The sequence below is a fragment of the Salipiger sp. 1_MG-2023 genome (genome assembly GCF_030547555.1).
In the GTDB taxonomy this organism is placed as follows: Bacteria; Pseudomonadota; Alphaproteobacteria; order Rhodobacterales; family Rhodobacteraceae; genus Salipiger.
In genome coordinates this window covers 1-16,645 of sequence record NZ_JAUOQN010000017.1, presented here as the reverse complement: position 1 = coordinate 16,645, position 16,645 = coordinate 1, and the positions used below count along the sequence as shown (strand labels likewise).

General features: G+C 63.5%; 17 protein-coding genes. 11 read left to right on the top strand and 6 right to left on the bottom strand.

All coding sequences use genetic code 11. From position 1 onward, the window contains the following. The first annotated feature begins 2 nt into the window (after positions 1 to 2). From Q4543_RS10250 to Q4543_RS10235, 4 genes are all read left to right on the top strand, one after another. Positions 3 to 1,637, top strand: coding sequence for an alpha-D-glucose phosphate-specific phosphoglucomutase (locus Q4543_RS10250; protein ID WP_303437931.1), 1,635 nt, complete (start codon positions 3 to 5; stop codon positions 1,635 to 1,637). A 4-nt stretch (positions 1,638 to 1,641) separates the two neighbouring features. After that, the gene (locus Q4543_RS10245) at positions 1,642 to 2,526 is read left to right on the top strand and encodes a DMT family transporter (RefSeq protein ID WP_303437929.1); all 885 of its coding nucleotides are present in this window, start codon (positions 1,642 to 1,644) and stop codon (positions 2,524 to 2,526) included. A gap of 139 nt (positions 2,527 to 2,665) precedes the next feature. Beyond that, positions 2,666 to 3,286, top strand: coding sequence for a MarC family protein (locus tag Q4543_RS10240; RefSeq protein WP_216004720.1), 621 nt, complete (start codon positions 2,666 to 2,668; stop codon positions 3,284 to 3,286). Positions 3,287 to 3,332: 46 nt separating this feature from the next. Continuing rightward, entirely contained in the window at positions 3,333 to 3,914 is a 582-nt protein-coding gene (locus Q4543_RS10235) for a TIGR02281 family clan AA aspartic protease (protein ID WP_303437925.1), read from the top strand. Between the two features lies 1 nt (position 3,915). On the opposite strand, the gene Q4543_RS10230 is transcribed toward Q4543_RS10235, so the two are convergent. Further along, the gene (locus Q4543_RS10230) at positions 3,916 to 5,121 is read right to left on the bottom strand and encodes a Bcr/CflA family efflux MFS transporter (RefSeq protein WP_303437922.1); all 1,206 of its coding nucleotides are present in this window, start codon (positions 5,119 to 5,121) and stop codon (positions 3,916 to 3,918) included. An 85-nt stretch (positions 5,122 to 5,206) separates the two neighbouring features. Here Q4543_RS10230 and Q4543_RS10225 point away from each other — a divergent pair, with 85 nt between their 5' ends. The 3 genes from Q4543_RS10225 (at position 5,207) to Q4543_RS10215 (ending at position 7,013) form a co-directional block, all read left to right on the top strand. Continuing rightward, positions 5,207 to 5,833, top strand: a complete 627-nt coding sequence (locus Q4543_RS10225; RefSeq protein ID WP_303437920.1) for a TetR/AcrR family transcriptional regulator — start codon at positions 5,207 to 5,209, stop codon at positions 5,831 to 5,833. A gap of 65 nt (positions 5,834 to 5,898) precedes the next feature. Further along, on the top strand, positions 5,899 to 6,579 hold the full coding sequence (gene pth, locus Q4543_RS10220) for an aminoacyl-tRNA hydrolase (protein WP_303437916.1): 681 nt from the start codon (positions 5,899 to 5,901) through the stop codon (positions 6,577 to 6,579). Positions 6,580 to 6,641: 62 nt separating this feature from the next. After that, positions 6,642 to 7,013, top strand: coding sequence for a DUF2237 family protein (locus Q4543_RS10215; RefSeq protein ID WP_216004716.1), 372 nt, complete (start codon positions 6,642 to 6,644; stop codon positions 7,011 to 7,013). Between the two features lie 4 nt (positions 7,014 to 7,017). On the opposite strand, the gene Q4543_RS10210 is transcribed toward Q4543_RS10215, so the two are convergent. Next, positions 7,018 to 7,542 carry a helix-turn-helix transcriptional regulator gene (locus Q4543_RS10210; protein ID WP_303437912.1) on the bottom strand — a complete coding sequence of 175 codons (525 nt, stop codon included), beginning with the start codon at positions 7,540 to 7,542 and terminating at the stop codon, positions 7,018 to 7,020. Between the two features lie 227 nt (positions 7,543 to 7,769). On the opposite strand from Q4543_RS10210, the gene Q4543_RS10205 reads away from it, so the two are divergent. The 3 genes from Q4543_RS10205 to Q4543_RS10195 all read left to right on the top strand — a co-directional run bounded on the left by Q4543_RS10205 (position 7,770) and on the right by Q4543_RS10195 (position 10,783). Beyond that, positions 7,770 to 8,165, top strand: a complete 396-nt coding sequence (locus tag Q4543_RS10205; protein WP_303437909.1) for a hypothetical protein — start codon at positions 7,770 to 7,772, stop codon at positions 8,163 to 8,165. Positions 8,166 to 8,729: 564 nt separating this feature from the next. Then, the gene (locus tag Q4543_RS10200) at positions 8,730 to 9,914 is read left to right on the top strand and encodes a VWA domain-containing protein (RefSeq protein WP_303437906.1); all 1,185 of its coding nucleotides are present in this window, start codon (positions 8,730 to 8,732) and stop codon (positions 9,912 to 9,914) included. Beyond that, complete coding sequence (locus Q4543_RS10195; protein ID WP_303437903.1) at positions 9,911 to 10,783, top strand: BadF/BadG/BcrA/BcrD ATPase family protein; 873 nt, start codon at positions 9,911 to 9,913, stop codon at positions 10,781 to 10,783. Before Q4543_RS10200 ends, Q4543_RS10195 begins: the two co-directional genes overlap by 4 nt. Positions 10,784 to 10,806: 23 nt before the next feature. On the opposite strand, the gene recA is transcribed toward Q4543_RS10195, so the two are convergent. Further along, complete coding sequence (recA, locus tag Q4543_RS10190) at positions 10,807 to 11,883, bottom strand: recombinase RecA (RefSeq protein ID WP_303437902.1); 1,077 nt, start codon at positions 11,881 to 11,883, stop codon at positions 10,807 to 10,809. Between the two features lie 178 nt (positions 11,884 to 12,061). On the opposite strand from recA, the gene Q4543_RS10185 reads away from it, so the two are divergent. Further along, positions 12,062 to 12,655, top strand: coding sequence for a gamma-glutamyl kinase (locus Q4543_RS10185; RefSeq protein ID WP_303437899.1), 594 nt, complete (start codon positions 12,062 to 12,064; stop codon positions 12,653 to 12,655). A gap of 9 nt (positions 12,656 to 12,664) precedes the next feature. On the opposite strand, the gene Q4543_RS10180 is transcribed toward Q4543_RS10185, so the two are convergent. The 3 genes from Q4543_RS10180 to Q4543_RS10170 form a co-directional block, all read right to left on the bottom strand. After that, positions 12,665 to 14,944: an ATP-binding protein gene (locus Q4543_RS10180; protein WP_303437896.1), complete on the bottom strand. Its 2,280-nt coding sequence runs from the start codon at positions 14,942 to 14,944 to the stop codon at positions 12,665 to 12,667. Between the two features lie 166 nt (positions 14,945 to 15,110). Then, positions 15,111 to 16,265 carry an RsmB/NOP family class I SAM-dependent RNA methyltransferase gene (locus Q4543_RS10175; protein ID WP_303437894.1) on the bottom strand — a complete coding sequence of 385 codons (1,155 nt, stop codon included), beginning with the start codon at positions 16,263 to 16,265 and terminating at the stop codon, positions 15,111 to 15,113. 99 nt (positions 16,266 to 16,364) lie between these two features. Further along, positions 16,365 to 16,645: hypothetical protein (locus Q4543_RS10170; protein ID WP_303437892.1), on the bottom strand; the 281-nt coding region annotated here is incomplete at its 5' end.

Sequence of the window (16,645 nt, the reverse complement as noted above, 5' to 3'; positions counted from 1 at the left end):
CCATGACGACAATCCGAACCATCCCCACAGAGCCGATCGACCGCCAGAAACCCGGCACCTCGGGCCTGCGCAAGAAGACCGTGGTCTTTCAGGGGCACCATTATCTGGAAAACTTCATCCAGAGCACCTGGAACGGCATCGGCGGGGTCAAAGGCAAGACCCTCGTGCTCGGCGGCGACGGTCGCCATTTCAACAGCCAGGCGGCGCAGGTGGTGATCCGCATGGCCGCTGCGGGCGGTGCCAAGAAGATCATCGTCGGCAAGCGGGCGCAGCTGTCGACCCCGGCCGCCTCGCATCTGATCCGCAAACATGGCGCGGATGGCGGCATCATCCTGTCGGCCAGCCACAATCCCGGCGGGGCGAACGGCGATTTTGGCGTCAAGTACAACATCTCCAACGGCGGGCCAGCGCCCGAGAGCGTGACCGCCAGCATCTATGATGCCACCAAGGTCATCAGCGAATTCCAGATCCTCGAGGCACAGGATGTCGGTCTGCGCATTCCCGAGACGGTGATGCTGGGCGAGATGGAAATCGAGATCGTCGACAATGTCGCCGATTACGCCGCCCTGATGCAGGAGCTGTTCGATTTCGATGCCATCACCGGGCTGTTCAAGAGCGGCTTCCGGATGCGCTTCGATGCGATGCATGCGATCACAGGGCCCTATGCGCAGACCATCTTCGAAGACATGCTCGGCGCGCCGCCGGGCACGGTGATGAACGCCCTGCCGCTGCCGGATTTCGGCGAAGGCCATCCCGACCCGAATCCGACATGGGCCAAGACGCTCTGGGACGAGATGATGTCCGACACCGGCCCCGATTTCGGCGCTGCCTCGGACGGTGACGGCGATCGCAACATGATCGTCGGACGTCAGGCTTATGTCTCGCCCTCCGACAGCCTCGCGGTGCTGGCCGCGAATGCCACGCTGGTGCCCGGCTACAGGGATGGGCTCAAGGGCGTGGCGCGTTCGATGCCGACAAGTCAGGCGGTGGACCGTGTGGCGGCAAAGCTCGGCATCGACTGCTACGAGACCCCGACCGGCTGGAAATTCTTCGGCAACCTGCTGGATGCGGGCCGGGCCACCCTGTGCGGCGAGGAAAGCTTTGGCACCGGCTCCGACCATGTGCGCGAAAAGGATGGCGTCTGGGCGGTGCTGTTCTGGCTCAACATCCTTGCGGTCAAGGGCGGCTCGGTGGCCGATCTGCTCAAGGCGCATTGGGCCGAATACGGGCGCAACTACTATTCGCGCCACGATTACGAAGGCGTCGACAGCGACGCCGCCAGCGCGCTGATGGATCACGTGCGCGGCCAGCTTGTCAGCCTGCCGGGCAGCAAGTTTGGCACGCTGACGGTCGAGACCGCCGACGAGTTCGCCTATGACGATCCGGTCGACGGCTCGCGCTCCGAAGGTCAGGGCCTGCGCATCGGCTTTGCCGGAGGTGGCCGTGTGGTGCTGCGCCTGTCGGGCACCGGGACCGAAGGCGCAACCCTGCGCGTCTATCTCGAGAAGGTCGAGGAAGACCCGGCCAAGTTCGCTCAGGACCCGCAGGAAGCTCTCGCCGAGACCATCGCCGCAGCCGAAGCCATCGCCGGGATCAAGGCCCGCACCGGACGCGACGCGCCCGATGTGATCACCTGATCGCGTGGACACGCTGCGCGCCATCGGGCTGATGGTGGTCGCGATGGCGTTCCTCGCGCTAAGCGACGCCTTCCTGAAACTTGCCTCGGGCTACGCATCCCCGGGGCAGGTCATGGTGATGCTCAGCGTCGGAGGAACGCTGCTCTTCGTTCTGGTCGCCCGCCTGCGCCGGGTGCGCTTGTCACTGAACGATCTGCGCCACCCAAGGATCATCCTGCGCAACCTGTGCGAGATGGTCGGGGCAATCGGCATGGTGATCGGTCTGTCAAAGATCCCCCTGTCGCTGATGGCCGCGATCATGCAGACTGCGCCGCTGGTGGTGACACTTGGCGCGGCGGCGATCCTGCGCGAGCCGGTGGGCTGGCGGCGCTGGACGGCCATTGCCGTCGGGCTCACGGGCATGCTGATGGTGATCCGCCCCTTCGGTGCGGCGTTTACCGGCTGGGAGATCTTTCCGGTGATCGGCGTCACCGGGCTTGCTGCCCGCGATCTGGTGACCCGGACACTGCCCCCCTCGATGCCTTCGCTCGCGGTCAGCGCCTACGGCTTCGCCGCCGTAGCGCCCGCCGGACTGGCCGTGCTGCTGATCAGCGGCGCGCCGATCTCGACCGCCCCCATGGCATTCGGTTTTATGGCCTGCGCCGTTGTCGTCACCGCGATTGGATATCTCGCGGTGACATCGGCCATGCGCATGGCGCCGGTCTCGTCGGTCTCGCCCTTCCGTTACACCCGGCTGGTGTTCACTGCCGGGCTCGGCATGGCCATCTTCGGTGAACGGCCAGACGGCTGGACATGGGCCGGCGCGGCGCTGATCCTCTGCGCCGGGCTCTACAGCTTCCTGCGCGAACACCGCCTCGCCCGCCAGCAATTCGAACTCCAGCACCCCTGACGCCCCCTGCAACGCCGGGAACACAAGCGCGGCGCCCCGGCTTCATCTTGCCCGGCAAACTCCGGGGGGAGCGCGCAGCGCGGGGGCTGGCCCCCCTCGACGCTGGACAAGCGCGCACGCGGCCACTACCGCTTGATCCATGGACATCGCCTTTTACGTCACCGCCTTTGCCACGCTTTTCGTGGTGATCGACCCGATCGGGCTGGCCCCGGTCTTCATCGCGCTGACCCAAGGCGCCGATGCGCGCCATCGCCGCGTTCTTGCGCTGCGCGCCTGCATCATCGCCGCCGGCATCCTGATGCTGTTCACCTTCTTCGGCGAAGCGGTGCTGGGCTTCATCGGCATTTCCATGCCGGCCTTCCGCATCGCGGGCGGCATCCTGTTGTTCATCACCGCCCTCGATATGCTGTTCGAACGCCGCAGCAAGCGGCGCGAGGACAAGGCGGGCGAAGACGGCGCTCTGCCGGACCCGTCGGTGTTTCCCATCGCCATCCCGCTCATCGCCGGGCCGGGCGCCATCGCCACGATGATCCTGCTCGCCGGGCAGACCGATGGCGCGCTTGGCGTCGCCGGGGTGATCGGCGTGATGCTGAGCGTCCTCGCCATCGTGCTGCTGCTCTTCCTGACCTCTGGCCCGATCGAACGCGCGCTAGGCCACACCGGCATCGTGGTGGTGACGCGGCTGCTGGGCATGTTGCTGGCGGCGCTGTCGGTGCAATTCGTGCTCGACGGGCTCAGCAACGTCGGCGCGCTTGGCTGACAGGCCCTGCGCCCCCATATATGTCTGGTCCGCCAAGGAGCCTTACGTGAGCCAGCATGACGTCGTCCGCCTGATCTACCTCGGCCTGCTTGTCCTCGTGATCGGCGGTGGCCTGTTCCTGAGCAAGCGCCTGACCCCGGGCCGAAAACTGCACTACCTGGGCTCTTGGGCGCTGATCTTTCTCGGGGTGATCGTCGCGGTCGGGCTGTGGCAGGATGTGCGCGCCACGGTCCTGCCGCAGCAAGCGGTCTTTGCCGAAGCCGGCCGGATCGAGCTGCCCCGCGCCCCCGATGGGCATTATTACGTCTCACTCGAGATCAACGGGGCACCGACGCGCTTCGTGGTCGACACCGGCGCCACGGGGATGGTGCTGACCCGCCGCGATGCCGAGCGCGCCGGGCTTGATGTCGACGCGCTGCTGTTCCGGGGCGAAGCAAGCACCGCGAACGGCCCTGTGCGCACGGCGCCTGTCACGCTTGATGACGTGGCGCTTGTTCCCTTCAACGACACGAACCTGCGCGCCTATGTCAACGAGGGAGAGATGACCACCTCGCTGCTTGGCATGAGCTATCTGCAACGCTTCGAGCGGCTTGAGATCTCGTCAGGCCGCTTGGTTCTGGAACGCTAAGCTACTGCGCCGGGGAGACAACGCCGCACAGGCGGCGAAATACAAGCCACGCCCCCCAGCCCGTGGACGCCGACACGAGGATCGCCGTAGCCATCGGCCCCGCGCTGCCGGTTCCGGCCAGCGCCACCAGCGTCGATGTCGCAAAGGCCAGCCCGAATTGCAGCGCACCGATGCCAGCGCTGCCAAGCCCCGCGGCCCCGGCTGCGCCCGCCATCGCGATGCTCATCACATTGGCAGACAGCAGGCCGACCAGCCCCAGCGACAGCCACAGCGGCACCACCAGCACCCAGAGCACGGACGTGCCTGACACCCCAAGCAGCAGCGCTGCGGTCAGCACGAACAGCGGCAGCCCCCACGCCACGATCTGCTCTGGCTCGTAGCGGTTCAACAGCCATGTGTTGATCTGGCCAAAGATCACCATCGCCGAGGCGATCAGGCCGAACAAAAGCCCGTAAGCCTGGCTCGACAGCCCGAACGCGCCCTGAAACACCCCCGAAGAGCCGGTGATGAAAGCAAAGATCGACGCCTGCACGCAGGCCGTCACCAACGCTGGCAGGATAAAGGCTGGAGTGCGGCACAGGCCCGCAAGGCGGCGCAGGGTACCGCCAATGGCGGCCTTGTTGCGTTTGTCCGCCGGCAGGGTCTCGTGGATCACCACCTGCGTCAGCACCAGCGCGAAGAGCCCCACCAGAACCAGCGCCACGAAGATCGAGCGCCAGCCAAGCAGCGTCAGCAGCAACGAGCCAAGGAACGGCGCAAGGATCGGGCCCAGCGTCATCAGCATCACCAGAACGGTCATCACCTGCGCAGCGCGCCGACCCTCGTAGAGATCGGTCACCACGGCCCGCCCGACCACCATGCCCGCACAGGCCCCAAGCGCCTGAACGAAGCGCAGCGTGTTGAACACCACGATATTGTCGGTCAGCAGCAACCCGATCGACGCCAGCGTGAACACCGCCACCCCGATCAGCAGCGGCCCCTTGCGCCCTGCCACGTCGATCATCGGCCCCACGATCAGCTGGCCGACACAAAGCCCGAGAAAGAACAGAGACAGCGACAATTCTGCGCCCGCGGAACTGGTGTTCATCGCTTCGGCCAGAGGCTCCATCGCCGACAGGTACATGTCGGTCGCCAACGGCGGAAACATGGCCAACAACGCCAGAACGATGGTAATCATAGTGGCTTTCATGCCGGTGGGGCTGAGCATCTGGATCTCCGATGTGACGCGCTTTGGCTAAATTTATTGACCGTAGTCCATAAATGCAACGGATAAAATTGACTGCAGTCTTGTAATGGGTATTTTCAACCCGCTTGCCCCGGTGTATGCCGCGTTCATGACCACAAATGATTCCAGCAAACGCAACGGACCCGGACGCCCGCGCGACGCAGAGGCCGCGGATGCGCTCAAGGCCGCCGCGCTCCGGTTGGTACGCGAACGCGGCTATTCCCGTGTTACCATCGGCGCGCTCACCGATGCCGCCGGCGTGTCGCGCCAGACGCTATACAATCGCTGGCCGTCCAAGGCGGAACTGGTGATGGATGCGTTTTACGACGCCGCAAGCGTGAACGTGCCCAATCCCGGCCCGGACGTGCCGGGAGAGACCGCCCTGACCCAGTTCCTGTCGGAAATCTTTGAACACCTGAAGCGCGACGGCGACTGCCTGCGCAGCCTCGTGGCCGCCGCGCAGGATGATACCGATTTCCGCGACGTCTTCTGGCAGCGCTTCGTCGCGCCGCGGTCCGTAATCGTCAAAGATCTCTTGCGTCGCTCGCAAACCCGCGGAGAGCTTGCGCCGGATCGAGACATCGACATCCTCTCCAACATGATCCACGGGGCGTTCTGGTACCGATCGCTCAACGGTCAGCCGCTGGGCGCGCGCGAGGCGCAGCTGATTGCACGCGACGTCTTTCGCCAATAACCGCGGCTTGTGACTTCCCCCCGCCCTGGCCTATCTAGGGGGCAGATGCGGCAAGGAGACATGGCGTGCAGATCTTTGTTGGGCTGGGCAACCCCGGCGCGAAATACGCCGGAAACCGGCACAATATCGGCTTTATGGCGATGGACCGGATCGCGCAGGATCACGGCTTTTCGCCGTGGCGCGCGCGGTTTCAGGGCGAGGTCGCCGAGGGCCGCCTTGGCGGTGACAAGCTGCTGTTGCTCAAGCCCGCGACCTTCATGAACCTGTCAGGCCAGTCGGTCGGCGAAGCCATGCGGTTCTTCAAGCTCGAGCCCGGCGATGTCACGGTGTTCCACGACGAGCTCGATCTTGCGCCCGGCAAATGCCGGGTCAAGACAGGCGGTGGCCATGCCGGCCACAACGGGTTGCGCTCGATCCATGCCCATATTTCCGAAGTCTATCACCGCGTCCGGCTTGGCATCGGCCACCCGGGGCGCAAAGAGGCGGTCGCGGGCTATGTGCTGCATGATTTCCCCAAGGCCGAGCAAGACTGGCTTGATGATCTGATGCGCGGCATCTCGGACGGGGCCGATGCGCTGGCGTCCGGCGACCGGTCTAAATTCTTGACTGCGGTGGCATTGCGGGTCAATCCGCCGCGCTCGTCAACCACCCCGGCCAAGCCGCCCGCCCCAAAGGAAGCGCCTGCCGTCGAAAGCGCCGAAGATCCGCGCTCGCCGCTGCAGAAGCTCGCCGACAGGTTCCGCTAAGCGTATCATGCTGGACAGCCGCGCAGCGCTTTGACAGGCTGCGCCGCGAGGAGGCCGACGCCATGCCAGTCAAAGACCCGTCGCTGAACGTGCTGAACCGAGCGCTGGAACCCTGTTCCACCGCGCCGCTCACCGGCTATTTCCGGGATGGTCATTGCAACACCTGCCCCGAAGACAGCGGCAGCCATACGGTCTGCGTGGTCGTGACGGCGGAATTCCTTGCCTTTTCGGCCTATGTCGGCAACGATCTCAGCACCCCGCGCCCGGAATTCGGCTTTGCGGGGCTGAAACCCGGGGATTGCTGGTGCCTCTGCGCCATCCGCTTCCTGCAAGCCCATGACGAGGGCTGCGCCCCAAAGGTCCGGCTGGCATCGACCCATCGCCGGGCGCTCGAGATCGTGCCGCTTGGCGTACTGAACCAGCATTCGATCTGACGGCTCACGCCTTTGGAAGCAGGCGCGCCTCGACCTGACCGTCGAGCAATTCATCGATGAACAGGCTGAGCAATTGCGTGCGGCCCGACACCCCGGCCTTGCGATAGATCGCGTTGGTCTGCGCCTTGACCGTGCCATCCGACACGCCGCGCATCCGGGCAATCTCGGCGATGGGAAACCCTTTGATCGCCATCATCGCCACATCGCGTTCCGCCGGGGTCAGGGACCATTCGGCAAAACGTTCTTCGAGCACATCGAGAAACGCACCGGAGGCAAGGCGCAGACTGTCCTCGGCCTTGTCGCGGGCACTCAGCGAGCGCAGCAGCAGCTTCGCCGTGACCGCAACCCCGATCAGCAGGCCGACCGCCGCGCCGATTTCGATCAGCTCGTAAATCTGCCAGTCGATCGGGGCGATCCGAAGCCCCAGAAGCGATGACAGGATGTCGTAAAGGAAGAACCCGGTGCAACAAAGCTGGACCGCAAGAAGCACGACAAACACGCTGCGCTCGGCGACCCTGGCACCGCTCACGGGGCGGGCATCAGGCGCCGCCCCCGTCCCCAAGGCCACCGCATACTCGCGTGCCTTGGTCCGCCAGATGGTAGCGCCACGCAACCACGAGAAATCAATCATGTCGTATCTTTGCCTTGTTGCCGCTATTGCGCCAGCCCCGAAGGCGGCCCGCCCGGCTCTGGCGGATGGCCGCCAGCCGAAGGCGGGCGATCCTTCGGCCCCGACGGCGGATTTCCCCTGCCCTTTTGCCCGTCGCGTTCGCCATCACGCTCGTCAGGAAGGCGCCGGCGCGTGACATAGTCTCGAAGGATGACGCCAGTGGATGGGTTCAGAACGACTTCACGCAGGATGTCGCCGCGCTGTGCCCGGAAGCGAAGACGGCCCAGCAAAGTCCTGCGGATATCGAGCACTTCGAATCCGTCGGCGGCCAGATGCTCTACGACATCCTCGGCATCGGATTGCGCCATGGCATCGGCAGGCAACAGGGCCAACACCGTCGCAAATCCGCATATGCAAAGGAACCCGCGCAACTGCATCTGCTCAGCCGGCGATCCGCCAAAGCCCGTTTTCCGGGCGTGGCTCTGCCTTGGTCGCGCCAACTGTATCGCCCGCACGGCGCACCCGGGTGGATTTTGACATGATCTTGGTGGTGCAATCGCCGATCGTTACCGACGTCACGGTCTGCTGCGTTGTCCAAACCGACGTCACCGCGAGCGTCACTACAGACCTCGTGACCTTTGCAGTCTTTGCACGCATGATGACCTCTTGCCTCGGCTTTGCCTTTATAACGCACCAACTGCCACCTCGTGCAGGGATGCGCCACAGTTAAGTTGTGGCCGTTCGCTGCGCACCCGAAAGACCGGGATATAATGCCGGATGGTCGGTCCCAAATGGGGGCTTCACACCGGCACTGAATGACCCTCGATCCGGAGGATCACCCGACGAGCCTTTCACGGGGACATGTGAGAGGCACGCAGCGAACGACGACCGGCGGGGGGACCGGCCTGATCATCACAGCACATCCGTGCGGCCCGCAAAATCAGCCGCGGGTTTAGAAATCCGGGATAAACCAAAGTTTATGCCAATATTTCGGGCGGCATTGCGCCAGAATAGCGTTTCGGTGACAAGGGTTGCAGATAGCAAAGCGGGCGTTACCATGTCGGGGCGTTCCCGGTTTGATCGCGTCGCCACGAAGGGTCCAAGCCATGTTCGTACCGTTTTTCGAAGCCCTCCGCAGCGCGCAGGTTCCCGTCAGCCTGCGCGAATACCTGACGTTCCTCGACGCGATGAAGGCCGGGCTGGCCACCTATGACGTCGAAGGGTTTTACTACCTTGCCCGCGCCTCGATGGTGAAGGACGAGCGCCATCTCGACCGCTTTGACCGTGCCTTTGCCGAAGCCTTTCGCGGCATCGACGCGCTGACACCCACCGAGATGCTCGAAGCGCTCGAACTCCCCGCCGACTGGCTGCGCAAAATGGCCGAAAAGCACCTGAGCCCCGAAGAGCGCGCCGAGATCGAGGCGCTTGGCGGGTTCGACAAGCTGATGGAGACGCTGAAGCAGCGGCTCGAAGAGCAGGAGGGCCGCCATCAGGGCGGCAACAAATGGATCGGCACCGCTGGCACCTCGCCCTTTGGCGCCTACGGCTACAATCCCGAAGGCGTGCGCATTGGACAAAAGGAAAGCCGCCACCGCCGCGCCGTCAAGGTCTGGGACAAGCGCGAATTCCGCAATCTCGACGATTCCGTCGAACTGGGCACGCGCAACATCAAGATGGCGCTGAAACGATTGCGCAAATGGGCGCGGGACGGGGCTCATCAAGAGCTCGACCTTGATGGCACCATTCGCGCCACCGCCGAACATGGCTACCTTGACGTAAAGACCCGCCCCGAACGGCGCAATGCCGTCAAGCTGGTGCTGTTCCTCGATGTCGGCGGCTCGATGGATATGCATATCCGCGTGGTCGAAGAGCTGTTTTCGGCCGCCAGATCGGAATTCAAGCATCTGGAGCACTACTATTTCCACAACTGCCTGTATGAGGGCGTCTGGCGTGACAATCGCCGCCGCTGGGATGCCCAGATTCCAACCTGGGAAATCCTCAACACCTATGGCCCCGATTACAAATGTGTTTTCGTCGGTGATGCGTCGATGTCCCCCTATGAGATCGCCTATCCGGGCGGCGCCAACGAGCATTGGAACGCCGAGGCCGGACAGGTCTGGCTGAAGCGCGCCAAAGCGCAATGGCCCGATCATCTGTGGATCAACCCGGTGCCCGAAAGCCACTGGGGCTATACCCAGAGCATCGACATGATCCGCGAGATCTTCGACGATCGCATGGTGCCGATGACGCTTCAGGGCATTGAGCGCGGTATGCGGGAGTTGACGCGATGATCCTTGGTGTCGATGCGGGCGGCTCGACCTGCCGGCTTGCGCTCGCCAGCGGCGCGCAGCGCTTTGACGTGACCCTCGGCCCCTGCAACGTGACCAGCGATTTCGACGGGGCGATCGCGGTGCTTTTGACCGGTCTGGAGCAGCTTGCAGCGCGGGCCGGCGTGACATTGTCGGCGCTGGCGCCCTGCCCGGCGTGGCTGGCCCTCGCTGGCGTCACCGGGCCTGCGATGGCCGAACGTGTGCGCACCGCGCTACCATTGACGCGCGCGATTATCGATGAAGATCGCCGCGCCGCGCTTGTCGGCGCGCTCGACGCACGCGACGGCTGCCTCGTCGGCATCGGCACCGGCAGCTATCTGGCGCGCCAGCACAACGGCGGCTTCGCAACGCTTGGTGGGCACGGGCTTGTCTTGGGCGACGAAGCGTCGGGCGCATGGCTCGGGCGTGAGTTGCTGGTCTATGCGCTGCGCGCGCACGACCGGCTGGAGCCGCCGACGCCGCTGGCAAAGCTCATTCTGGGCGAAATGGGCGGTCCGGCAGGGGTCATCGATTTTGCCCAAAATGCGCGCCCGGCGCAATTCGCCGCGCTCGCGCCGCGCATCCTGCGGTCTGAAGATCCGGCAGCAATGACGCTGATGCGACGCGGCTGCTCTTGGCTGACAACCGGGCTGAACGCCCTTGGCTGGCGACCCGGAGAGCCGATCTGCCTCGTCGGAGGCATTGCCCCCAGCTACGCGTCCTGGCTTCCCCGCGACATGGCCGACGCCCTCATGAACCCGGCTGGCAGCGCGCTGGATGGTGCCCTGACACTGGCACGCCGGACGGGCGAAACAAGGCCGCCGCAGAGCGAAAGCATCTGCGGCGGCTGAAAAATCATCTTGCGAAGAGCGGGTTACTCTTCGATGAAATCATCGTCTTTGCTCTCGGATTCCGACATGTGAAAATCAAGGCCATGGGCGGCGCGGATCTTGTCCTCGACTTCGATCGCCATGTGAGAGTTTTCGCGCAGGAAGTTCTTGGCGTTCTCACGCCCCTGCCCGATCCGCTCATCCCCATAGGAATACCACGCGCCGGACTTGTCGATCACCCCCGCCTTGACACCAAGATCGAGCAGTTCGCCCATCTTCGAGATGCCCTCACCGTACATGATGTCGAATTCCACCTGCTTGAACGGCGGCGCCACCTTGTTCTTGACGACCTTGACCCGGGTCTGGTTGCCGACAACCTCGTCGCGATCCTTGATCGACCCGATGCGGCGAATGTCGAGGCGCACCGAACTGTAGAACTTCAGCGCATTGCCGCCGGTCGTGGTCTCGGGCGAACCGAACATCACGCCGATCTTCATGCGGATCTGGTTGATGAAGATCACCATGCAGTTCGACCGGCTGATCGACCCGGTCAGCTTGCGCATCGCCTGACTCATCAGACGCGCGTGAACGCCGACGCTTGAATCGCCCATGTCGCCTTCGAGTTCGCTCTTTGGGGTCAGCGCCGCCACAGAGTCCACGACCACAAGGCTGACCGCACCAGAGCGCACCAGCGTATCAGTGATCTCGAGCGCCTGCTCGCCAGTGTCGGGCTGCGAGATCAGAAGATCATCGAGATTGACACCAAGCTTTTTGGCATATTGCGGATCGAGGGCGTGTTCTGCGTCGACAAACGCACAGACGCCGCCCTTTTTCTGCTCTTCAGCCACGACATGCAGCGTCAGCGTGGTCTTGCCCGAGCTTTCGGGACCGTAAATCTCGATGATGCGGCCCTTGGGCAGGCCGCCAATTCCAAGAGCGATATCCAGACCGAGCGAGCCGGTGGAGGTCGATTCGATATCCTTGAGGGCGTTCTCACCGCCGAGCTTCATGATGGAGCCCTTGCCGAACTGCCGTTCGATCTGGGCCAACGCCGAATCCAGCGCCTTCTGTCGGTCCGCGTTGCGCTTTCTATCCATATTGAGAAGATCTGCCGTTGCCATGTATCTTGATCCTTATTCCACACCCGGGGTGGGGCGGCAATCGCTGCTTTCGTTCGCCGCTTGTTCTCGACAAGATGAGATCAAAAGGAGAACATTTCAAGTTAAATTTTCATGGACCATCCTGTTCCGAGGAGGTTAAGAAGTTATTGACGGCAGACGGAATTCGAAAGGACCGCGCGTGCTGGTGTTCTGGAATGCACGACTGGTGATGCTTGCGGTTCCCAAAACAGGCAGTTCAGCCTATGAACGCGCGTTGGCGCCGCATGCATCGATTAGCGTTCTCGATCCGCCAGAGCTGAAACATGCGCCGGTTTATCGCTACAACAGATTTTTTCGCCCGATGTTCGACAAGATGGACCGGCCGGACATGGAGCTGATGGCGGTCCTACGCGAGCCGATATCCTGGCTCGGTTCGTGGTATCGGTATCGGCAGCGATCCTTTCTGGATGGCAAGCCGGTCTCGACCAAGGGACTGAACTTCGATGATTTTGTCGACGCTTACGCCGGCGGCAATCGGCCGGCCTTCGCCAATGTCGGAAGTCAGGCAAAGTTCATTGAACCCCGGCTTAACGGAACCGCCGTAAGCCATCTTTTCCGATACGAGAATCAGGCGGCCATCATCGCCTTTCTGGAAAACCGCATCGGTCAGTCGATTGACCTGCCCCGCGCCAATGTATCGGCGGCGATGCCACTTGATCTCAGTCCGCGCGTCGAGGCGAAGCTACGCCGCAATTGCGCAGCGGACTTTGCCGCGTGGGAACGCGCGACATGAGCTTTTCGGTCAGTTCAGCTGAAGATGCACCGTTTCGGTCAACTGGTTGAGCGAGAACGGTTTCGGCAGGAAAATCGAATTGGGCACTTGGGCCTCACCTTCCGCAAAAACATCTTCCGCATAACCGGAGACAAAGACGACGCGGGTTCCCGGGCGTTGCTTCAAGGCTTCACGGACCCAGCTTGGCCCATCCATGCCCGGCATGACCACATCGGTCACGAAAAGATCGATCTTCATATCGCGGTCTTCGAGCAATTCGAGCGCCTCTTCGGCGGTTCCGGCCTCGTGGACCGTGTAGCCGCGCATCCTCAAAGCGCGCGCCGCGAAAGCCCGCACCGGCGCCTCGTCTTCAACCAGTAGGACGACGCCACTACCCGTTTGCGGCATCTTGCGTTTTTCGACGACTTTTTCCGGAAGCTGCGCGGTGACAGGCATCTCGTAAGCGGGGAAGAGCAACGAAAAACTGCTGCCTTCGCCAACCGCGCTGTCGACAAAGATGAAACCGCCGGTCTGCTTCACGATACCATAGACTGTTGACAGCCCGAGGCCGGTTCCCTCGCCGGTGCGCTTTGTCGTGTAGAACGGCTCGAACACCTTCTGGAGTTTATCTTGTGGAATGCCGACGCCCTGGTCAGACACCCGAACGACGGCATATTGGCCCGGCTCGACAATGGCCCGATCTCGTTGCAGAGGTTCCATCAAGGTACGGCACTCTGTCTCTATGTGGATTTCCCCGCCATCGGGCATCGCGTCGCGCGCGTTGACCACGAGGTTCATCATCACCTGTTCGAGCTGACGCCGATCGCCGCGAATGGTTGGCAGGACCGGGTCGTGAGACAGCGTCAGCTGCACCTTCTCGCCAACAAGCCGGTTCAGCAGGTGGGTCAGATCAGACAGCGTGTCACGAAGATCGAGGATCTCCGGGCGCAGCGTCTGCTTGCGTGAAAACGCCAGAAGCTGTCCGACCAAAGCCGCGGCGCGATTGGCGTTCTGGTTGATCTGGACCAGATCGCAATAATCCGGGTCGCCCTGATCGTGACGCAGCAGCAGCAGATCGCAATGACCTGAGATTGCGGTCAGGAGGTTGTTGAAATCATGCGCGACGCCGCCGGCAAGTTGCCCGATTGCCTGCATCTTCTGGCTCTGCACGAACTGGGCTTCGAGGGTCTTCAGCTCCGTCGCATCATTCAGAACCGCGACCAGTTCCGGCATTCCGTCGATCCGGACCCGTGTCAGCGTCACCTGCACGAATATCTCGCGATCTGATCGGGTCAGCCTGAGAAACTCCGACCGGTGCAACCCGCGCCCCGCCGCCGCCTCAGAGATCCAGCCGCGGATCGAACGCCCCAGCCCCTCCATGAACTCGGACATGTTGCGCCCATCGGCGCGCTCGGCATCCAGCAGCTTGCAGGCCCCGGGATTGGCCCGCAGGATCGTCCCGTCCGGACTGAGCCGCAGCAACGGGACCGGCAGGTCATCGAACCCGTCTGCCGCAGAGCTTTCAGCGACCACCGGTTCGATGGCGTCGAGAATGACCTCCTGCCGCCCGATCCCGGTGTCAACACAGCGCACATTATAGCCTTTCGGCCCTTCGGGCGTGATGAAGTGGTGCACATGGCCGTTCTGCAGCGGCGGATCCTCGAGCACCTCGTCGAGACGCTTGATCCGACGCCCCAGCACCACCCGCGCGCGGCCGTTCATGTAGAGCACAGCCCCGCTGCGGCCAAGCGTCAGCACCGGTGGTTCATGCAGCGCATCTTGGCCCTCAGCAGGCAGGGTGTCGGATTCAAACCGCCACAGCAAGTTCGACCGGTCCAGTCGGCGCAACGACAAAGCCGTGCGCGGCTCGCCCGAAGCGGACGCCTCGCGGGCAAATCCGGAACTTTCCGATCGCATCCCAAGCCGGTGAATCAACCCATCCGCGTTTGAAATACGGGTCGCCAGAAGGTCTGAAAGTGGCTCTCCGACGGTGGCGCGCAACTGTTCGATTGCAGCCGGGTTCGCATAGGTGATCGTCAGCGAGGCATCCGTTGACAGCGTCGGCACATGATCGTCGCCAGCAAAGCGTCGGATCGCGGCGTAGGACGCACGCACCCGCCCCTGCTGCACGAGATAGCCGATCGCCGAAATCATGCCCATCGCAGCAAAGGCCGTTGCGGCGGCCAGAAACGCCCCCCTGAAGGCGGCTTCGGCGGCAACCACAGCAACACCGCCGCAAATCAGCGCCAGCACCAGCAGCATCGCCGCACTGCGCAGCACATCGGGTGTCCACTGCGATCTGCGGCGCATCGTTGGCACAACTTCGGACACGTTGCTCCCTTTCCTCTCCTCAGACCGATGTGTCATCGCACGGTAGGGATTAACCAAAAGTAAATCACCGCGAGATTACATCCAGAAGTTGCAACTGACGAGGGAAAAGCCGCGCTAAAATGGAAGCATTACAACGAACCCGCCGTCAGGCCGGCGCTGTCAGACAGGTCAGGAAGAACCCGTCCCCGCCATCCGAGGGCAGGAACTGCCGCTGAAACGTCACCTTCCAACCCGGCATATCGGCGGTGAATTGCGCAATTCGATCCGTGTTTTCGGGATAGAGCATCGAGCAGGTTGCATAAGCGAGCGTGCCGCCAGCTGCGACAAGCGGCGCGGCCCGCTGCAGAATATCGGACTGGATGTCGGTCAGCTCGCGCAGACGCTCGGCGGTCAGGCGCCACTTGCCTTCGGGCGCGCGCCGCCATGCACCCGCCCCGGAACAGGGCACGTCGCAGAGCACGACATCATAGCGGCCCTGCGGCTTGGCAACCACCCGGATCTGTGCCCCGGCACGCTGGGCCCGGGCGGGCAGATCCTTCATTCGGGCCGGATCGGCGTCATGCGCATCGACCGCCCCGCCACTGCGCGCCGCCATCGCCAGCGCCTTGCCGCCACCGCCCGCGCAATAATCCAGCACCCGCGAGCCGGGCTCAAGCGGTAGCGCAAGCGCGATGGCCTGGCTGGCCACGTCCTGCAATTCGACCAGCCCATCGAGATAAGCCTTTGATCGCGCGACGCCGCGCGCGCCGCCCGTCACCTGAAGCGCGGTCTGCGCCAGCGGATGCGCCACGCTCTTGATGCCTTCAGCGGCCAGCAGCGCCTGCGCCTCGGGCACCGAAAGCTTCGCGGTATTGACCCGCAGATACACCGGTGCGCGCTGCCTCAGCGCCAGAGCCGAGGGTTCCGCCGCATCGCCAAGACTTTGGGTCCAGACATCGGCGAGCCAGTCCGGCAGGTCCAGCGCCTCGGCCCCTTCGGGCGCGCGTCCGGCGGCGTGTTCGGCGTCGCTCAGCGGCTCTGGCGCATGGCCCTCGCCGGTGAACAGGCTGTCCGGGTCGATCCCGGATTGCCGCAGCAAACCCAACATCCGCCCCCGCCCGGTGTCGGCCCCGCCTTGCGCCGCCGTCGAACGCCAGCGCCGCAGCACGTCAAAGACGTGATCGCGCACCGCGGCGCGGTCCTTGGACCCGGCATAGCGGGCCCCGCGCGACCAGCCGAGCAAGGCCTGCTCAGCGGCCGCGCCCGAAGCGATGCGGTCCAGAATCTCGATCGCCGCCTGTATCCGTGCTGCGGGGGTCATGGGCTCAGCCGATCCGGTAGTTGGGCGACTCGCGGGTGATCTGCACGTCGTGCACGCGCATCACCTTTGACTGATGCTTATTGAATTCAAGCACAAATCTTACTCCGTTGCATCAGTTAGCTTCAGTCGATCGGCGTCAGAACGAAGATCTACGTTGGTAAAAGGCTGTATCGATGGCCACCACTCCTCGTCAAGCACCCGCGCAACTTCGAGGATCGGTCCCAGCTTTCGCCGCTTATAGATGTCGGTCATGGGGCTGCCCGTCTCGAAAAGCTGGCGACGGTTTCGAGCTGAGATCTCGAAGTGGCTCTGTTGCACAAAGCCGCTGATGGCCAAGCTGCCCCTTCCCCCGGACACACTTATCCTACAGCCTCGGTCAC